Raw genomic sequence first — 18728 nt, 5'->3', positions numbered from 1 at the left:
GTTCACTCAAACTGACCCCGCTCAACTGCTCTATTGGCCTTTTGAACTCTTTCCGGCGAAAACTGGTTAACCGCCTTTGCTGGAGAAAATCTAGAGCATTTCCTGTTTTTCATGAACCATTGGAAATGCTCCATCTGTTTGTTTTATCGCATGTCTTTAACCCGAAACCGGTGCCCACTTTCGGGAGACATGCTTTAGCTCGCTTCGCGCAGGCGTTCCGCCGTCTGCAAATCCACCGAAACGAGCTGGCTCACGCCCTGCTCGCCCATGGTGACACCGAACAGACGGTTCATGCGCGCCATGGTGATCGGGTTATGGGTGATGACCACGAAGCGTGTTTCGGTCGAAGCCGCCATTTCATCCATCAGATTGCAGTAGCGCTCGACATTGTGGTCATCGAGCGGCGCGTCCACTTCGTCAAGCACGCAGATCGGTGCCGGATTGGTTAGGAACACCGCAAAGATGAGCGCCATGGCCGTCAGTGCCTGTTCACCGCCGGAAAGCAGCGTCATGGTCTGCGGCTTCTTGCCGGGCGGGCGGGCGAGAATTTCAAGGCCTGCTTCCAGCGGATCGTCACTTTCGATCAGTTGCAGTTCTGCCGTGCCGCCGCCGAAGAGATGCGTGAACAGGCGTTGGAACTGCACATTCACAACGTCAAATGCAGCCAGCAGGCGCTCACGTCCCTCACGATTGAGGCTCTGGATTGCCTGGCGCAGTTTCTTGATCGCCTCAATGACGTCTTCCCGCTCGGAGACGATGGTATCGAGACGTCCGGACAATTCCTGCTGCTCTTCATCAGCGCGCAGATTGACTGCGCCAAGCCGCTCTCGCTCGATCTTCAACCGCTCGAGTTGACGTTCCAGCTGATCGGGATCAGGGAAGGCTTCGTCCGGCTTCAAGCCTGTCTGGCGAATAGCCTCATGCGGAGGACAGTTCAAGGCTTCTGCGATGCGGGCTTCCGCATCCTTGCGCCGCTCTTCAGCCGCCGCAAGCCGTTCTTCGGCACGCGCACGCTGTTCGCGGCTCGCCGCCAGCTGCTGGATGGCAAGGGTAGCCGTCTTGTCGAGTTCCGCCTGCGCGGCTTCCGCCTCGGCCAGAATATCGCCCGCCTGCTTGCGAAGGGCATCAGCCTGCGAAAGTTCGTTCAACAGCGCCCGGCGACGGCTCTCGATCTCGTCAGGCGCTTCCGCAAGCGCCTCAGCTTCGTCCGCCGTTTCCGCCCGACGATCATTCAATGCATCTATATGGCGGCCGGCATTTTCCGCGCGGGATTTCCAGTTGCGGCGCTCCAGCGCAATCATTTCCAGCCGCCGCTTGCGGGCATCGGCCTCGCGACGCAGCCCTTCATAGGCAGCACGCGCCTCAGCCAGCGCCGCGCGATCCGCCATGACCTCGCTGCTCAATGCGGCGAGCCGTTCGCCAATCGCATCGATATCCGGCATTTCGCCAAGCCGATCTTCGGCTTCCGCGACGCGCATCTGCGCTTCTTCGAGATTTTCAGTGAGATGCGCCTTGCTGTCTTCCAGACCCGCACGGCGTGTCGCAAGCTGACCTGCGGCGCGTTCGGCGGCAGCCAGGGCTTCGCGCGCTTCATCGAGTTTGCGCTGGTTTGCGCGCCATTGATCGCGGGCGACACGCTCCTGCTCAATGGCCTCGCGAAGACCCGCCTCGGTGCGCTGCACGTCCTGTTCGGCCTGCTCGGCACGCTTGCGGGCTGCAACCGCTTCCTGTTCGAGTTCCGCCAGCCGGTTTTTTTGCGCCAGCCGCTGGGCCGCGGGTGTCGGCGCATCAGCGCTCGCCGTATAACCGTCCCAACGCCAGAGCGCACCCGCCTTGCTCACCAGCCGCTGGCCCGGTTGCAACAAGGCTTGCAGGCGTTTGCCATCGCTATCCGAAACAACGCCAACCTGTGCCAGCCTGCGGCGCAATTGCTGCGGCCCTTCCACCAGCCGATCAAGCGGCATCACACCCTCCGGCAAAGCGGGATCGGCATCGGTTGCAGGATTGTAAGCCCAATAGACCGGCGCGTGTTCATCGCTGGCCGCATCAAGATCTTCGCCAAGCGCTGCGCCGAGTGCGACTTCATAACCCTTCTCAACGCGTAGTTCTTCCACCACTGGCGGGAACTGCCCCGTTTCACCGGCATTCAGAATGCGGGCCAGCGTCTGCGCTTCCGTTTCGATACGGTTCAGTTCAGTGCGGGCTTCGCTCAAAGGCTGACGGCTGGCGGCTTCCGCCTCACGTGCGTTAGCGACAAGCTCTTCCGCGCTGGCGACCATTTCTTCCGCAGTGGCCAGCGCTTCCGCGCAACGGTCGACCACGATGCGCTTTTCCGCCGGATCGAACAAGCCGCCGATCTGCTCCGCAACCGAAGCTATGTCGCGCTCGATCGCCTCCATCTGAACGGCCAGGCGGTCGCGACGGTCACGGGTTTCCCTCAGGGCCCGCTCGATCTGCACACGTTCCGCAGCCGCTTCGGCACGCTCAGCCGTCACGCGGGACAATGCATTCTCGCTGTCCTGCAAGCGAATTTCCGCTTCCTGGAACAACGCATGCAATTCCTGATCGCGTTTGCCGGATTCCTCGGCAGAAGCGATCAGTTCCTGCTCCTCCTCATCGAGCCGCGCCAGAATATCGGCGTTCTCGCGCATCATTTCTTCTTCGCGCGCTATATCGGCGGAAAGCTGCTCGAGGCGCTTTATCAATTCTGCCCGGCGAGCACGAAGACGCTCGCCTTCCTCGTCCAGCTGGGTCCGGGCAATGGAGAGGCGCTGCAACGCAGCCGCGGCCTTGGCCTCCGCTTCACGCAGTTCGGGCAGCTTGTGCGCGCCAACTGCCTGTGCCTTTGCAGCGTTCATCTGCGCCTGCGCCATGTCGCCAACGGCGGAAGTCGCCTGCGCCAGTGCGCTTTGCGCCTCGCCTTCCTGCATCTTTGCCTGTGACCAGCGCAGATGCAGGAGTGCGGCTTCCGCCCGGCGGATATCTGCGGACAGGGCCTTGAAGCGATTTGCCTGACGGGCCTGACGCTTCAGGCTTTCGATCTGGCTCCCCAGTTCGCCCACCACGTCATCCAGGCGTTCCAGATTGGTTTCGGCGGCACGAAGGCGCAGTTCGGCCTCATGGCGGCGCGTATGCAGCCCTGAGATGCCAGCGGCTTCTTCGAGAAGCGCGCGACGGGCCTGCGGCTTTGCCTGAATCAGCTCACCGATACGGCCCTGCCCGACCATCGACGGCGAACGAGCACCTGTCGACTGGTCCGCGAAGAGAAGCTGCACATCCTTGGCGCGCGCTTCCTTGCCGTTGATGCGGTAAACCGAGCCGGATTCGCGTTCGATGCGGCGGGAAACCTGCAACTCATCCGCATCATTATAGCTTGCCGGCGCGCTGCGGTCCGAATTGTCGAGGAAAAGCGTGACCTCCGCCGTATTGCGCGCGGGCCGCGTGGCGGAGCCCGAGAAGATCACATCGTCCATGCCGGAAGCGCGCATGTTCTTGTATGAGTTTTCGCCCATCACCCAGCGCAGCGCTTCGACCAGATTGGATTTGCCGCAACCGTTCGGACCGACAACACCGGTCAGCCCGCCTTCGATGACAAACTCCATGGGCTCGACGAAGGATTTGAAGCCGACAAGACGAAGCTTGGAGAAGCGCATCAGCAAACGCCTCCCGCTATCGTCCCAGAAACGCAAAAAGCGGGCGCAAGGGAGCGCCCGCTTTTCGATCTGAAAAACGGATCAGAGAAGCTTGTCGATGATTGCCGACATTTCGTCAACCGAAAGCGCTCCAGCGTATTTTTGTCCGTTAATGAAGAACGTCGGCGTTGCATTCACACCGAAATCCTTCGATCCACGCTCCATCGTGGCTCTCACATCATCGAGAAGTTGCTGGTTCGTCAAGCAAGCCTTGAACGACTCCTGTGTAAAACCGGCAAGTTTTGCAATTTGCAGGAGAGCGGCTTCGCCGTCTTCGGCTGTCGCCCATTGCTGCTGCTGCTTGAAGAAAACGTCGACCATCGGGAAGTACCGGTCTTCCGGTGCGCAGCGCGCCAGCATGAAAGCGGCAGTCGCGCGCGGATCGAACGGGAACTCACGGAAGATGAGCCGTGCCTTGCCCGTATCGATATATTTTTCCTTGATTTTCGGAAAGGTGTTGATGGTGAAATCGGCGCAATGCGGGCAGGTCAGCGATGCATATTCCACGATGGTGACCGGTGCGTCCGCCTTGCCGTAGACCATGTCCTTGAGCTTGCCGGGTTCGGCAATCTTGGCTGCATCGACTGTGCCTTCCGGACTACGCTGCTGCGCATTCGCGCCACCGGCAAAAGCCAGACCGGCAGCCGCCGCTCCGGCAAGAGAAATAACGTGTCTGCGATTAAACGCTGCAGGCATCCGAATCATCCAGTCCTGTTTCAATAGTTGACTTCGACATACAATCTAAAGCGGCAAGTCGCACTTCGCTAGACCCACAGCGTTCACATGAAAGTCAGCACCTTGCATTTTTTGTCTTCATATTTGCGACAATCAACTGGGGCGCCTCTTGCAAACTGCTGAAAGCTTGCATCAAATTTATGGCGGACGGCAGAATTCAATTCCCCTTGCCGTCCTTTCGGCCAGCGGTCCGCTTCTCAGCGAGAATGTTCTTGCCGAGGCGGGCAAGCGCTGCGCGAAGCGCATCGTCTTCAATAGCGTCCGTCGCCTTGTCGATACGGCGCTCATCCGCAGGCCCGAGCGGCGCCAGACGCTTCACCCGTCGCTTGGCCGGAATAAGCGGCGGTTTCTGCTCGATGCGAATGCGCCCGACCGCGGAGAAACCGAGAAACCCATTGATACGGCTGATGATTTCTCCTGTCTCGTGCTGGACCTGAAGAGCGGCGAACCCTTCACAGGCAATAATCAGCGTTGCAGGAGAAAACGGATCGTCCTCATGGAGACGGCGCGGCCAGATAATGCGCAGTGGGCGCGAGGTTGCGCCGATGGCGGGACCGACGATGTCTTCCCATGACTGAAGCAAGGCGAGATTGATACCGGCGCGTTTCTGCAGCATCGGATCGACCAGACCCGAAGCCATATCTGCCAGCGGCCTGAAGCCGCGCCTGGATGTTTGTTCGCTCATCGCGCTCCATTATAGCCGCGAAACCACTCCACGAACAAAGGAATACCCTGATCGAGCGTGGTTTTCGGACTAAAGCCAAGGTCGCGGGCGGCAAGCGTGATGTCGGCATAGGTGCGCGGCACATCGGCGGCGGGCATGGGTTCGAGCTTGCGGACGGCTTGCTTGCCGGTCGCTTTCTCGATCGCGGCGATGAAATCGTTGAGCATCACAGGCCGGTTGTTGCCTAGATTATAGACGGGCGCCGTATCTTCCGGCTTGTCGATTATGCGTCGCACCGCGCCGACCACCCCGCTGACGATATCGTCCACGAAGGTAAAATCCCGCTGCATTTCGCCATTGTTGAACACGCGGATCGGCTCGCCCTTGAGGATCGCCGAGGTGAACAGCCACGGCGCCATGTCGGGACGCCCATAGGGGCCGTAGACCGTGAAGAAGCGCAAACCTGCAGAGTGGAGCTTATGCACGTGACGATAGGAGTAAGCCAGCAATTCGCCAGAGCGCTTTGTTGCGGCATAGATCGATACAGGATGATCGACTGGATCGCTCTCGGAAAACGGCACTTTTTCGTTTGCGCCATAGACCGACGACGAACTGGCATAGACCACCGGCGGCCGCTTCTCCAGTCGCAGCGCGGTTTCGAAAACCGTGACCTGTCCCTGAACATTGGCGGAGATATAGGCCGAGGGGTTCTCAATGGAATAACGTACGCCTGCCTGGGCAGCGAGATGCACGATGACATCCGCATCACGGTCGGAGCCGATTGCAGCCGTGAGCGCTGCGGCGTCGGAAATATCCGCCTTCGCGAACCGGAACCCATCCCGCATGTGAAGCTTCGAAAGCCGCGTTTCCTTCAACGCGACCGGATAATAATCGTTTACATTGTCGATGCCAACAACCTGCCAGCCCTCGTCCAGCAGTCGCTGCGCAGTATGGAACCCGATGAACCCGGCAGCGCCCGTTACAATCGCTTTCATGCAGGTGATTTCTTTCCCAAAACATATGAGGTGAGTCCGGCGCGCCGTGCCGCCATGATGCGCCTTGATGCAGCCGCGTTGAGCGCCGCGAGGAAGAACATGGTCGAGGATATCGTCACTTCGTGCAACAACGGATTGTGCAGCATGCCGTAGCTGCCGCACACAAGGGCGAAGTAGATCAAGGCTCGCCGCATTGCCCAGCTATCGGCTGTTCGCCACAAATAGACGAAGATGGAGATAAACGCACAGGCCATGAAGATGAGACCGACAATACCGTCATTCAGCAACTCGTCGAGTACCGTATTATGGACATGGCGGAAGCCGTCAAGCATCGACGCCTTGTCGCCCGCCTCGGCCCTCACATAGTCCATCTTTGAATAGGAACCGACACCTGCGAGAGGATGGGCGGCGATAACATTCGACGCACTCCTCCACATGACCTCGCGAATATCCGCCGAAACCTTGTCCTCCCAGTCAGCGGCGTGTCCGGTATCGTAATATTCGATCATTCCGGAAAAACGTTTGGAAATGATGCTGCCAACGGGGCCCACCACGACGAGAGCAGCTATTGCTGCAAACAGTATCGCATAGGCAGTTCCCTGCTGCCGGATACTGAAACGCTTCAGGAAGATGAGAATTTCCACGGCCGCGAAAATCGGCAAGACCACGATGACTGCCCGGGTTTCGGACGTCAGAACCGCCGCAGACCCCAATACCAGCCACTGCGGACCGTTCGGCAAGTAACGCGAAGCCTTACGTAAAGGAATGGCGGCGGATATCGCCGCTACCCCGGCCACGAATGCAAAGACAGCCTGATTGCCGCCGACACCGATGCGCCCCCCGTCGGTCACGGAAAGATAGAGCGCGATAATCAGGGCAAGCAGCGTCCCAACACGCGCGCCAAGGACATAGGCCCGGAGCGGGTCCCGGACAAGCACCATTCCCGAACCGGCAAAAGCAAAAATCGCGATCAGCAGCGTGTAGCCGATCTGCCGGTTGTCGTTGAAAGGCTCCCCCCGAAACAAGATCAGGCCCAACGACCAGACAGCATATAAGATTATGAACAAATAGAACTTCCTGGCGAACATGCGCGTAGTCGCATGACGTCCGCAGGCGAGATAAATACCGATGCAAGAAAATACGAAAAGTATCAGTGGTCCGAGCCCGACGCGAATGGGCATGGCCGCCGATGCGGCTGCCAGTACCCCGGAATCTATCCGACGCCGCAGGAGAAAAGACTTCTTAAAAAAACTCAAACTCTGTCCTCTCTTAAGCTCTTCCGGTCAAAAGAGTAAGCGATTCGTCTGACATAGTCTGTCGCTCGAAACAGAAGGGTGCTTATCCTTTTGTATGCCGGCAGACGCTTTTTGGCGTAAACAGAGCGCCCCTGAGCGATAGTAGAAGTGGCCATGTCCGAAAATTCGACGACCGGCTTGTCGGTTGTAAAAACCTGATAAGCACCAGCCCATCCTCTTTCCAGTGCGACTGAACTGCCCCCCATTTCGACCGGACAGTCGGCATAAGCAGAAAGGCTCAAGCACAGGCTTGGGTATAGGCTTATGTCTAACGAGTATCGACACGTTGAATTGCTGACGGGTGATGTTCGCCGCAGGCGGTGGACAACCGAGCAAAAGCTGACAATCATTGAGCAGAGTTTCGAACCAGGCGAGACGGTATCGTCCACCGCTCGCCGCCATGGCGTCGCGCCCAATCTGCTTTATCGGTGGCGCAGGCTCTTGAGCGAGGGAGGTGCTGCAGCTGTGGATTCTGACGAGCCGGTGGTCGGCAATTCGGAAGTGAAGAAGCTGGAAGATCGCGTCCGCGAGCTGGAGCGCATGCTCGGCCGCAAGACGATGGAGGTCGAAATCCTTCGGGAAGCCTTGTCCAAAGCAGACTCAAAAAAACGGATATCGCGGCCGATCTTGTTGCCGAAGGACGGTTCGCGATGAAGGCCGTCGCAGACACGCTGGGCGTATCCCGTTCCAACCTCAACGAGCGGCTGAAAGGCAGATCGAAGCCGCGCGGCTCCTATCACAAGGCCGAGGATGCAGAGCTTTTGCCCATCATTCGCAGGCTGGTAGATCAAAGGCCAACCTATGGCTATCGGCGGATCGCCGCGCTCCTCAATCGCGAAAGGCGAGCCGCCGATAAGCCTGTCATCAACGCCAAACGGGTCCATCGCATCATGGGCAACCACGCCATGCTGCTGGAAAAGCACACAGCCGTTCGCAAGGGCCGCCTCCACGATGGCAAGGTCATGGTCATGCGCTCCAACCTGCGCTGGTGCTCGGATGGGCTGGAGTTCACCTGCTGGAACGGCGAGGTCATCCGTCTCGCCTTCATCATCGACGCCTTCGACCGCGAGATCATTGCCTGGACGGCGGTCGCCAACGCGGGCATCTCCGGCTCAGACGTGCGCGACATGATGCTGGAGGCGGTCGAGAAACGCTTCAATGGAACCAGAGCCCCACATGCAATCGAGCATCTCTCGGACAACGGCTCTGCTTACACCGCGAGGGACACGAGGCTGTTTGCGCAAGCACTCAATCTGACACCCTGCTTCACGCCGGTCGCCAGCCCGCAGTCGAACGGCATGTCGGAGGCCTTCGTCAAAACCCTGAAGCGGGATTATATTCGCATCGCAGCACTACCGGACGCAGAAACAGCGCTCCAGTTCATCGACGGATGGATCGAGGACTATAATGAAATCCATCCACATTCCGCGCTCAAGATGGCTTCCCCTCGGCAGTTCATCAGGGCTAAATCAAACTAGCCGACCTGTCCGGTGAAATGGGGAGCACTCCAGCGACATCATAAGGAAGCCGCATCGGGCGAAGCGCCTTGAGCAATTTCGAGGCGCCTTCACGGGTAACGACATAAGCTGCGGAACTTCCCAGCGGTCCATGCAAGCAGCGACCAATTGAAAACTGGCTATCAATGCGCTGGAAAGACTGGAAAGCAGCGGTTCGGTGATTGACAAGCTTCACTGCGTCCCAGCCTGCCGCCTTTGTCAAATGCGTTAGAAAGGGTTTGAACTCAGGTGTAAAAACGATGTCATCTTCCACAATCACGGCAAAAGGCTCCGGCGCATCGGCTATGATTTCCAATGCTCGTATGTGACTGAAGTAACAGCCAATTTCTGCCGGCATTGCGATTTTGCCGTGCCAGCGCCGGAACCCTGCCTCATCGAAATCCGTCAGTTCCTCCGATGACAGCAGCTTTCCCTCGACGGCTTCCACGCGCCGGAGTTCGATTGAAAGAGCATCGGCGTTGGACTTCAACCTGTCCCAGCGATCCCGGGACCGCGCAAGATTGATGACATAGACAGGTACTGACTGGTTCACTTATTCTCTTTCCAAGGAAGCTTGCCTGGAGACCCCGGCAGATTTCTATGCTTAAGCCTTTAATATGCACAGCATTGTTTCTATGAAGTGTAAAATTAAGGCATTAGAGCGGCTCTTGTGAAGCGGAACAGCGCATCCGTTCTATCTCTTTGCTTTCAGGCATTATCCCACGCAAAACCGCTTCGCACTTTTGCTGGAAATGCTCTAATCAGAATAACGCCCAATTGTTAACCGATGCCGTTCTCATGCTGACTTCCACCACTTCCAATCAAAGCACAAAGCTTCTGCACTGGTATGACCGGCACCACCGCGTCTTGCCGTGGCGCATCAGCCCATCCGAACAGGCTTCCGGCATCAGACCAGATCCCTATCGCGTGTGGCTGTCCGAGATCATGCTTCAGCAGACAACAGTCGAGGCGGTCAAGTCCTACTTTGTAAAGTTCATCGAACGCTGGCCCGCTGTTCAGGCCATGGCGCTGGCGAGTGAAGACGATATTCTGCGAGCATGGGCCGGGCTTGGATACTATTCGCGTGCACGCAACCTGAAAAAATGCGCCGACGCCGTGGTCCGGCAGCATGACGGCAAGTTTCCGGGCAGCGCCGCAGCACTGAAGGAACTGCCGGGCATCGGCGACTATACTTCGGCCGCAATCGCTGCAATCGCCTTTGGCGAAGCGGTCGCAGTTGTGGACGGCAATGTGGAACGTGTGATTTCACGGCTTTACACAATCGATACGCCCCTTCCTGCAGCAAAACCGGAAATCCGCGCGCTCATGGGGCAATTGACTCCCATCGACAGGCCCGGGGATTTTGCGCAGGCGATGATGGATCTGGGCGCAACCATATGCACGCCGCGGCGTCCAGCTTGTGCCATCTGTCCGCTCAATGACGATTGCATGGCGCTCAAATCCCGCGACCCGGAAGAGTTTCCGGTAAAGGCGCCCAAAGCGGAAAAGCCAATTCGCACGGGCGCGGCATTCATTGCCATTGCCGACGATGGTTCGGTTTTCCTGCGCAAGCGGAAGGATGAAGGACTGCTCGCCGGGATGACCGAAGTTCCGGGTAGCCCATGGACCGCTCGCATTGATGGCGATACGACTATCGATGCGGCTCCGTTCCCCGCGCAATGGACAGCTTCCGGTTCGATTACGCATGTTTTCACGCATTTCGAACTGCGGCTCTCCGTCTATCGTTCGGAAAATGTCAGCAAGGCTGCATCCAGCGACGGCTGGTGGTCCCTCCCGACCGAGCTTTCAGACGAGGCATTGCCAACAGTCATGAAAAAGGCGATCACCGCTGCCATACCAGAAGCTTTCAAAGGGAAGAGGAAAAACCGTTGAGCAGTCCCGTCAGGCACATCGTCTTCGACATCGGCAGGGTTCTTATCCATTACGATCCCGAACTCGCCTATCTCGATATTATTCCCGATGCGACTGAACGGCGTTGGTTCCTGGAGAATATCTGTACCGGCGCATGGAATATCGAACAGGATCGCGGGAGAACCTGGCATGAGGCTGAGGCGTTGCTGATTGATGCATACCCGGAGAAAAGCGATCACATCCGTGCGTTCCGGCAAAACTGGAACCGCATGGTGCCGCACGCTTATGAGGACAGTGTCGAAATTCTGCGCGGCCTCATCGGGAACGGCCACGACGTCACCATGCTGACGAATTTTGCTTCCGATACGTTCCGGGAAGCGCAGGGGCGGTTTCCATTTCTGACTGAAAGCCGGGGCGTCACCGTGTCGGGCGACATCCGCATGCTTAAACCGGACCGGGAAATCTACGATCATCACGTTGCGTCATTCGATCTCGACCCGGCAGCTACGCTTTTCATCGATGACACGATGCACAATGTGGAAGGTGCCAGGCGGGCTGGCTGGCAGGCCGTGCATTTTACTGGTGCGATCAAGCTGGCCGCTGACTTGAAAGCACTGGGTCTCGCTTTCTGACCCGGAATTCCCCATCAGACGAAAACAGCGAAGACGCCCGAAGCCTATGCTTCGGGCGCCTCACTATCAGACTATGCTGGAGGCCGTCCGATATGAATAAGAACGCGGGGCAGGCAGTTCGAAACGCGTTCTAGAGCGGTTCCTGTTCTGACAGAATCGCCGGAACCGCTCTAACTCTTTGTTTTATCGCATTATCCAAACGCAGAACCGTTCACACTTTTGCTGGAAATGCTCTAAGCTCCCGCAGCCGCCATCTGGTCGCGGATGACCTTGCGCAAAGCGTCAATTGGCTTCAGCGTGCCGTTTTCCTCGTAGTGCCAGAAAGTCCAACCGTTGCAGGCATCAAAGCCCTGGACCTTCGCACCCATGCGATGGATCGAACCGGCTTCGCCATTGGCGGCAAGCGTGCCATCGGCCCGCACAATTGCAGCAAAACGGCGGCGTTCATCGGAAAGCACCGTGCCGGGGCGAAGAAGACCGGCTTCTATAACGCTGGTGAACGCCACTCGCGGTTCGGCCCGCTTGCCGGTCATCACGGTGAGTTCGGCCTTGCCGAGCGGTTCAACGGCGTCAATGCGCGCCGTTGCCGCGTCGATATAGCTTTGTTCGCGCTCGATGCCGACGAAATGACGTCCAAGACGCTTTGCAACGGCGCCGGTCGTGCCGGAACCGAAGAACGGATCGAGAATGACGTCGCCGGGCTTGCTGGACGCCATCATAATGCGGGCAAGCAGCGCTTCCGGCTTCTGGGTCGGGTGAACCTTGTCGCCGTTTTCGTCCTTGAGGCGTTCCGAGCCGGTGCAGATCGGAAACAGCCAGTCCGAGCGCATCTGCACATCGTCATTGGCGGCCTTCATCGCTTCATAGTTGAAGGTGTAGCCTTTGCCCTTCTGGTCCCGCGAGGCCCAGATCAGCGTTTCATGGGCGTTCTGGAAGCGACGGCCACGGAAATTCGGCATCGGATTCGTCTTGCGCCAGATGATGTCGTTCAGGAGCCAGAAGCCCAGGTCCTGCAACTGCGAGCCGACGCGGAAAATATTGTGGTAGGAACCGATGACCCAAATGGTGCCATTCGGCTTCAGGACGCGGCGGCAAGCCATAAGCCAGGCGCGTGTGAACGCGTCATAGGCCTGGAAGCTTTCGAACTGGTCCCAATGATCGTCAACCGCGCTCACCATCGACTGGTCGGGACGATGCAGATCGCCGCCAAGCTGGAGGTTGTATGGCGGATCGGCGAAAATCACGTCCACGGAATGATCCGGCAGGCGTTCCAGAGCAGCGACGCAATCACCTTTGATGATGGAGTCAAGCCAGGCGGTACGCGGAGCCTCAATGGGCAACTCATGCGCAAGACGTACAAGAGACATGGGATACTCGATTACCTGTGGACGCAAAAACTTGTCCTTATGGTTACCGGGCAGGGTAAATATGCAGTTAACGCCAAGTAATTGAAATCGTAAATCTTTTCTTAAGCGAGAGGGAAAGTCCGCAGTTCCGGGCTTTTCACGCACTATTGCCCCGAACATTTTGCCGTCTGTCATCTTAACGCCGCGATCGCTGTGCAATGCTGTTTGCGACCGCTTGCCCTTGATAAGGCTTGGTTATTCCTTTTTGCCTATAATCGGCAGCCAACTTCTGAATTTGCGTGGCGGGCATGCCAGCCGCCCGCTTGCCCGGTGTTTTTATGATGAATATCGCTGAACTGCGGCATAACCGGTATTTGCGGGTTTTATTCGTACCCTTCCGCATGCGTGCGCTGGTTCGCGGCAGCGAAATAGGCCTCGTCATCGCCGGTGCCGCGATCGGTATCATTTCAGGGCTGATGGTTGCCGCCATAGGCAGTATTTCGCAATGGATGCACCAGGCGATCTTCGCGCTTGAGCCCGGCGAAAAACTCAGTTCGGCTGCATCGCTGCAACCGAGCGCCTATATTGCACCGCTCGCCGGCGGCATCCTGATGGGGATCGTGATCTGGGTTCTTGCGCGATGGCGCAAGCGGCCCATCGTGGACCCTATCGAAGCAAATGCGCTCCATGGTGGGCGCCTGTCGCTCACGGACAGCTTTATCCTTGTCGGGCAGAACCTGATTGCCAACGGCTTCGGTGCATCGGTCGGACTGGAAGCAGCCTATACGCAGCTTGCGAGCGGTTTCGCCTCCCGCATCGGTCGGGCGCTCAAGCTTCGCCGCGCGGATCTGCGGACTTTGGTCGGCTGCGGCGCCGCGGCTGCCATCGCCAGCGCCTTCAATGCACCTTTGACCGGGGCATTCTACGCATTCGAACTTATCATCGGCGTCTATTCGATTGCCACGCTGACGCCGGTCGTCGTGGCGGCGATCATCGGCGCTCTGGTAACGCAGGCAATCGGCGGCGCGCCCTTCATCATCGATATCGGCCAGATCGACGACATCACGCCACGTGATTACGTTCCCGCGCTTGTACTCGGCTTCTTCTCGGCAGGCATTGCCATCCTCATCATGCGCGGCGTGACCTTTGTGGAAAAAGTCGCCCGGCGCAGCGTGGTGCCCAATGTGATGGCCCCGGCAATCGGCGGCGCCATCGTTGGAATGATCGCCTTCCTATCACCGCAGGTTCTGGCCTCGGGCCACGGAGCGCTCCACCTCGACCTGAATGCAAACATCACCATTCCCGCACTCCTGCTCCTGATCTTTGCCAAATCGCTCGCTTCCGCCGTCTCCATCGGGTCCGGCTTTCGCGGTGGCCTGTTCTTCGCATCGCTGTTTCTCGGTGCGCTGACGGGCAAGCTGTTTGCAGCCTTGGCAGGCGCGGTATTGCCGGCCGGTCTGGCACTCGCACCCGAAGTCTATGCCGTTATCGGCATGAGTTCGCTTGCCGTCGCAGTCGTGGGCGGCCCTATGACTATGACCTTCCTGGCACTGGAGCTTACCGGCGATTTTCCGATTTCCATGCTCGTGCTCGGCGCTGTCGTCTCGTCCTCGCTGATGGTGCGAAAGACCTTCGGTTACTCCTTCGCCACATGGCGCTTCCATCTGCGTGGAGAGGCCATCCGGTCCGCCCATGATATCGGATGGATACGGGACCTGACCGTAAACCGGATGATGCGCCATGACGTGCGGACCGTTCTGATCGATACCGATATCGAAACATTCCGCCACGATTTCCCGCTCGGATCGACCCAGCGGGTGATCGCGGTGGATGCCGAGGGACGGTATGTCGGCATGATCCCAGTTCCGGAAGTTTACGCCGACAGCTTCGATACATCCGATGGCGAACACAGCATCCGCGAGCTTCTCAAATATCAGGATGAATTCCTGCTGCCTCAGATGAACGCCAAGGAAGCTGTCGTCCGCTTCGACCGGGCAGAAAGTGAAGCTCTTGCCGTGGTGAACAACGCACAGGAGCGCAAGGTGCTCGGCCTCCTCAGTGAAGCGCACACCTTGCGCCGCTATAGCGAAGAACTGGACCGGCGCCGTCGCGAAGTGTCCGGTGAGGTCTGAACGGGATGAAAACAGAAGCGGGATGGAAATCGGCCCCTGGACCGAATGCGCCGCATGGATGCTTCACCCTCTCGCCGGAAAGGCTCCAATTTGACGGCTTCGCCATAAAGGTGTAGCTCAACCCGGTGTTCCGGCTGCTGCCGGTGCTCACTCCTCCCAATAAGAAGGCTATGATCATGGCGGCCCCGTCCCTCATCATTTTCGATTGCGATGGCGTTTTGGTAGATTCTGAAATCATCGCCGCGGAAGTCGAGTCCACACTTCTCACCGAAGCCGGTTATCAGATTGCCGCCGATGAGATGGCCGAACGTTTTGCGGGTCTGACGTGGCAGGATATTCTTCTGACTGTGGAGCGCGAGGCCGGGATTCCGCTTTCAGCGTCGCTTCTCGACAAGTCCGAAAAGATTCTGGACGAAAAGCTGAAGAATGAAGTTCAGGCCGTTGAAGATATCGTGGAAGTGGTATCGGCATTGAAGCTGCCGAAGTGCATCTGCTCCAATTCGACCAGTCATCGGCTGGAAAGCATGTTGCAACGTGTCGGTCTTTACGAGCTGTTTGCGCCCAATATCTTTTCAGCGAAGGAAGTAGGCACCAAAAAGACCAAGCCCGCACCAGACGTGTTTCTTTATGCAGCCAAGCAATTCGGTGTCGATCCGAAGGACGTCATCGTGATTGAAGATTCCGCGCATGGCATTCAGGGCGCACGCGCCGCTGGCATGCGTGTGATCGGCTTTACGGGCGGCGCTCACACCTATCCGGGACATGCCGACAAGCTGACAGATGCGGGGGCGGAAACCGTCATCCATCGCCACAAAGACCTGCCCAGTGTCATCGAAGCCCTGTCCGTCTGGACCGATGCCTGAATGAGATAGTCCGACGCCTGGCTTCCGTCAGGCGGCGGTTTGCTTGTTGCGCCCCTTGGGCGGGGCGTTGAGAATTGCCAGAAGCTCTTCGGCTTCACTTTCAGAGAGGCCGATCAGCAAGCGGGTTCCCATGATGACGGGCTCGCCGGAGGACGTATCGAAGATCGCCCAGGTGTCCGTCGGTTCAAGAATGCGTTCATATTTCTGTTTCATGAGAACACACTAGCCGAAACCTGTTGCCATTCATTTCACGCAGGCAGTTGCATTTAATTAGAATTTTATCGGTCTTCCTTTATCCACAGCATCGGTTCAGTCAGGCTTTTTCCTGAAAAGCTTTGCCGCGCTTCCGTCTGGCTTTGGGCAAACCGCCCATCAGAAGCGCAGCCGCATCGCCCGCTGGCATAGGCTTGCCGTAAAACCAGCCTTGCGCAGTCATCGGCGTGGTCATTTTGCGAAAATAATCGGCCTGCGCTTCCGTTTCGATGCCTTCAATCACGATGCCGAGATTGTGCTGCCGCGCCATCGATATGATCTCTGGAACGATCGACACCATGTCACCATCCGCACAGACGGTGCGCGTGAAGGCCTTATCTATCTTGATCGCATCGATATGCAGCTCGCCAAGATAGGAAAGGCTTGAATAGCCCGTTCCAAAATCATCAATGTAGATCTTGTGCCCCTGTTCACGCAGCTGCCTGATACCCTCCGACGCTTTGGAGAAATCCACGGCCGTTCGTTCGGTCAATTCAAGACCGATCTGACAGGGATCGACACCCGCGCCAGCCAATTTCGCCTGGATATTTTTCTGAAAGGCGGCCGCCTGAACATCGCTTGCAGTGATGTTGATATTGATCTGGATATTCCGGTTGAGGCGCAACAAATCCCCCATATCGTCCATAACCCGATCCACGACATAAGCGGTCACCCGACCTACCATGCCCTTTTCCTCTGCCTCGGCGATAAATACGTCGGGCGGAATCATATCACCGGTATGCAGTTGCCAACGAAGCAAGGCTTCAAAGCCGGTGAGTTCGGCGTTCTCTACATTGACCACCGGCTGATAGACCACCTCCAGCTGGCGGGCATTGAGCGCCTGGTTGAGCATGGAAGCCAAAGGGCGTTCGTGATTGTGGTAGGCGAACCAGCCAAGGCCAAGGGTCGCCCCCGCGAGCAGTCCCAGACTTGTCGCCATGAAGGATTTCCATCGGGCGGAATTGCTGGAATTATCCAACTGCGCCTTGAGAGCAACGCAGATACCCACTTCGTCGTCGCAACGATATTCCTTGATTGCGTCGCTGAGCACCTCGTATTCGCCGCGGTGATTTTTGAAATCCGGGACTGGAAAATCACCTGCCTGATAATCATAGAGGCGCGCGAAGTGCTTGCGTTCGGCATCGCGCATATAGACGGCAAAGCTGTATTGCCGTGACTGCAGCAGGTCGAATGCAGCCGAACTCAAAATCACATTCGCCTCGCCCCTGCCTATCACGAAGCCTCGGCTGCCCGGTGTCATCAGCGATCCTTCGCCATACACATAGGTGCCGTCCCGCAAATTAATATCGGCAGGCGAACGCTTTGGCTGCTCGCTGACATCGCCGAGAAGCGTCGAGCAGATCAGGCGATCATCACGGAGCCGACCTATATCCTTGATATGATAGGCAGAAAAAACCAGCTTGCGCTGATAGGCAATATCTTGCGGAGAACACATTTCATAGGGCGAGAGATTGGCTGCTTCGATTGTTTCACGGGCAGAAACAGCCAGTCGATTTGCATGCATAAGCAATGCGGACATGTAGATATTCATGTGCCGCTCTTCATCGACAATGCGAAATCTGTTTCCCATCCACTGGCCGAGAGCCGCACCGAGAAACAGCAACAGAAGCAAAATAAGCGGAACAGGCTTTAATAATTTACTGCGATCAAATCGCATATGACCCTCGCCCCTAAATAATCGTGGCGTAGCTGGTGAGTTATCACTTCTATCCGTCTAAGACGTGGCGATCCCTGACGTCAGAAAACCATAACATGAAACAAACATTGATATGAATACATGTGAAACTGTCATTAATGTTATATTAAAACTGAATACATCGCCATATCGGCAATAGTTAAGTGCTTTCTAATTAAATCTGCGGGCTTTTGGCAGCAATATGAAAAAGTCTATAAATATCAGATTAAACGGTGCGCCGAAATACAAACCGGCGCACCGGTTTCAGTGCTTTACTTCGTGTTGTATGGACCCTCGTCGAAACCGACGAAAATCTGGATATTCTTCTGATCCGCCATCGGTACGGTGATCGCCTTGTCGTTGAACACGAACTGCGTCGCGGTACCCGCGTTCGCTACCGTAACCGCCTGCTTGTGCAGTTTGGAATAGATGACCTGATCGCCCTGACGGACGGCAACACGGATCGGCATGGTGATGGTGCCGCTCTTATATTTTGGCCCCGGCACAACCTTGCCCGCCGCCGCGACGTCAATCGTCATGGTCCCGGCGCCATACTGGCAGGCGCGGGTCGTATCGGTCAGCGCCGCCTGATAGATCACCCGTGCCGGGTCCTTATCGCCGCCCTTTTCATATGTGCTGAAGAAGGCTGTGCCGTCGCGCAGCGTGACCGAGGGACAGAAGGCGCGCAGCTCGGATTCCTTGACGCGCTGATCGCCGGAAGCAGCGGACGCGGTCATTGAGGAGCTTGAAGCTCCGTCGGCGGCCTTATCAGTGCCACTGGTCGTGCAGCCTGCGAGGGCTGCGAGCAAAACCGTTGCAAAGACTGGAAACAACGATGAACGATTCTGTGGTGCTGTTTGCATAAAGCGGGCTTCCCTGCACTGATCAACCTGTCTTCTACATCACGCATGCGTGTAGCGCGATGACGTTTTCCCGTTTTTTGCTCCGGAGAGCAACCCCCATCCCCGTCAACATGCTTTAAAACCTTGCGGCTTTTTTAGGGAGGCTCTATTGCATTACGCGGCTCAAAACCGCGCCGATCCGAAATGAAGGCCAAG

General features: G+C 57.4%; 15 protein-coding genes. 5 read left to right on the top strand and 10 right to left on the bottom strand.

The annotated features are described in order from the left end of the window. Positions 1-194 precede the first annotated feature (194 nt). From smc to OINT_RS02735, 5 genes are all read right to left on the bottom strand, one after another. Positions 195-3653, bottom strand: a complete 3459-nt coding sequence (gene smc / locus OINT_RS02755) for a chromosome segregation protein SMC (RefSeq protein WP_039852328.1) — start codon at positions 3651-3653, stop codon at positions 195-197. 81 nt (positions 3654-3734) lie between these two features. Beyond that, on the bottom strand, positions 3735-4388 hold the full coding sequence (locus OINT_RS02750; RefSeq protein WP_025091947.1) for a DsbA family protein: 654 nt from the start codon (positions 4386-4388) through the stop codon (positions 3735-3737). Positions 4389-4584: 196 nt separating this feature from the next. After that, a complete protein-coding gene (locus OINT_RS02745) occupies positions 4585-5112 on the bottom strand; it encodes a DUF721 domain-containing protein (RefSeq protein WP_006466262.1) in 528 nt (175 codons plus the stop codon). After that, positions 5109-6086: an SDR family NAD(P)-dependent oxidoreductase gene (locus OINT_RS02740; protein WP_006466261.1), complete on the bottom strand. Its 978-nt coding sequence runs from the start codon at positions 6084-6086 to the stop codon at positions 5109-5111. The genes OINT_RS02745 and OINT_RS02740 overlap by 4 nt, the downstream gene beginning before the upstream one ends. Next, positions 6083-7153 (bottom strand): O-antigen ligase family protein, encoded by a 1071-nt coding sequence (locus OINT_RS02735; RefSeq protein WP_235691652.1) that lies wholly within the window; start codon positions 7151-7153, stop codon positions 6083-6085. The genes OINT_RS02740 and OINT_RS02735 overlap by 4 nt, the downstream gene beginning before the upstream one ends. A gap of 492 nt (positions 7154-7645) precedes the next feature. Between OINT_RS02735 and OINT_RS02725 the strand changes: the two genes are divergently transcribed. Then, a protein-coding gene (locus tag OINT_RS02725) for an IS3 family transposase (protein WP_115168607.1) occupies positions 7646-8859 on the top strand; the annotation gives its coding sequence in 2 pieces (ribosomal slippage) (positions 7646-7982 and positions 7982-8859; 1215 coding nt in all). Here OINT_RS02725 and OINT_RS02720 read toward each other — a convergent pair. Next, positions 8846-9430 (bottom strand): glycosyltransferase family 25 protein, encoded by a 585-nt coding sequence (locus OINT_RS02720; RefSeq protein ID WP_006466255.1) that lies wholly within the window; start codon positions 9428-9430, stop codon positions 8846-8848. The genes OINT_RS02725 and OINT_RS02720 overlap by 14 nt on opposite strands. 245 nt (positions 9431-9675) lie before the next feature. On the opposite strand from OINT_RS02720, the gene mutY reads away from it, so the two are divergent. Beyond that, a complete protein-coding gene (gene mutY / locus OINT_RS02715) occupies positions 9676-10770 on the top strand; it encodes an A/G-specific adenine glycosylase (protein ID WP_039852870.1) in 1095 nt (364 codons plus the stop codon). Beyond that, positions 10767-11381, top strand: a complete 615-nt coding sequence (locus OINT_RS02710; RefSeq protein ID WP_006466253.1) for an HAD family hydrolase — start codon at positions 10767-10769, stop codon at positions 11379-11381. The genes mutY and OINT_RS02710 overlap by 4 nt, the downstream gene beginning before the upstream one ends. Positions 11382-11614: 233 nt before the next feature. On the opposite strand, the gene OINT_RS02705 is transcribed toward OINT_RS02710, so the two are convergent. Continuing rightward, positions 11615-12748 (bottom strand): site-specific DNA-methyltransferase, encoded by a 1134-nt coding sequence (locus tag OINT_RS02705; protein ID WP_039852320.1) that lies wholly within the window; start codon positions 12746-12748, stop codon positions 11615-11617. A 320-nt stretch (positions 12749-13068) separates the two neighbouring features. On the opposite strand from OINT_RS02705, the gene OINT_RS02700 reads away from it, so the two are divergent. Then, the gene (locus tag OINT_RS02700) at positions 13069-14859 is read left to right on the top strand and encodes a chloride channel protein (RefSeq protein ID WP_039852867.1); all 1791 of its coding nucleotides are present in this window, start codon (positions 13069-13071) and stop codon (positions 14857-14859) included. Positions 14860-15035: 176 nt separating this feature from the next. Then, positions 15036-15722 (top strand): HAD family hydrolase, encoded by a 687-nt coding sequence (locus OINT_RS02695; protein WP_006470700.1) that lies wholly within the window; start codon positions 15036-15038, stop codon positions 15720-15722. Positions 15723-15749: 27 nt separating this feature from the next. Here OINT_RS02695 and OINT_RS02690 read toward each other — a convergent pair whose 3' ends face one another. The 3 genes from OINT_RS02690 to OINT_RS02680 form a co-directional block, all read right to left on the bottom strand. After that, entirely contained in the window at positions 15750-15935 is a 186-nt protein-coding gene (locus OINT_RS02690; protein WP_006466249.1) for a hypothetical protein, read from the bottom strand. 100 nt (positions 15936-16035) lie between these two features. Beyond that, positions 16036-17499 carry an EAL domain-containing protein gene (locus OINT_RS02685; RefSeq protein ID WP_235691665.1) on the bottom strand — a complete coding sequence of 488 codons (1464 nt, stop codon included), beginning with the start codon at positions 17497-17499 and terminating at the stop codon, positions 16036-16038. A gap of 443 nt (positions 17500-17942) precedes the next feature. Then, the gene (locus OINT_RS02680; protein WP_006466248.1) at positions 17943-18533 is read right to left on the bottom strand and encodes a hypothetical protein; all 591 of its coding nucleotides are present in this window, start codon (positions 18531-18533) and stop codon (positions 17943-17945) included. Positions 18534-18728 lie beyond the last annotated feature (195 nt).

It is taken from the genome of Brucella intermedia LMG 3301 (genome assembly GCF_000182645.1).
GTDB lineage: Bacteria > Pseudomonadota > Alphaproteobacteria > Rhizobiales > Rhizobiaceae > Brucella > Brucella intermedia.
The sequence above is the reverse complement of the archived record's forward strand: the minus strand, read 5'-3'. Positions and strand labels throughout refer to the sequence as shown.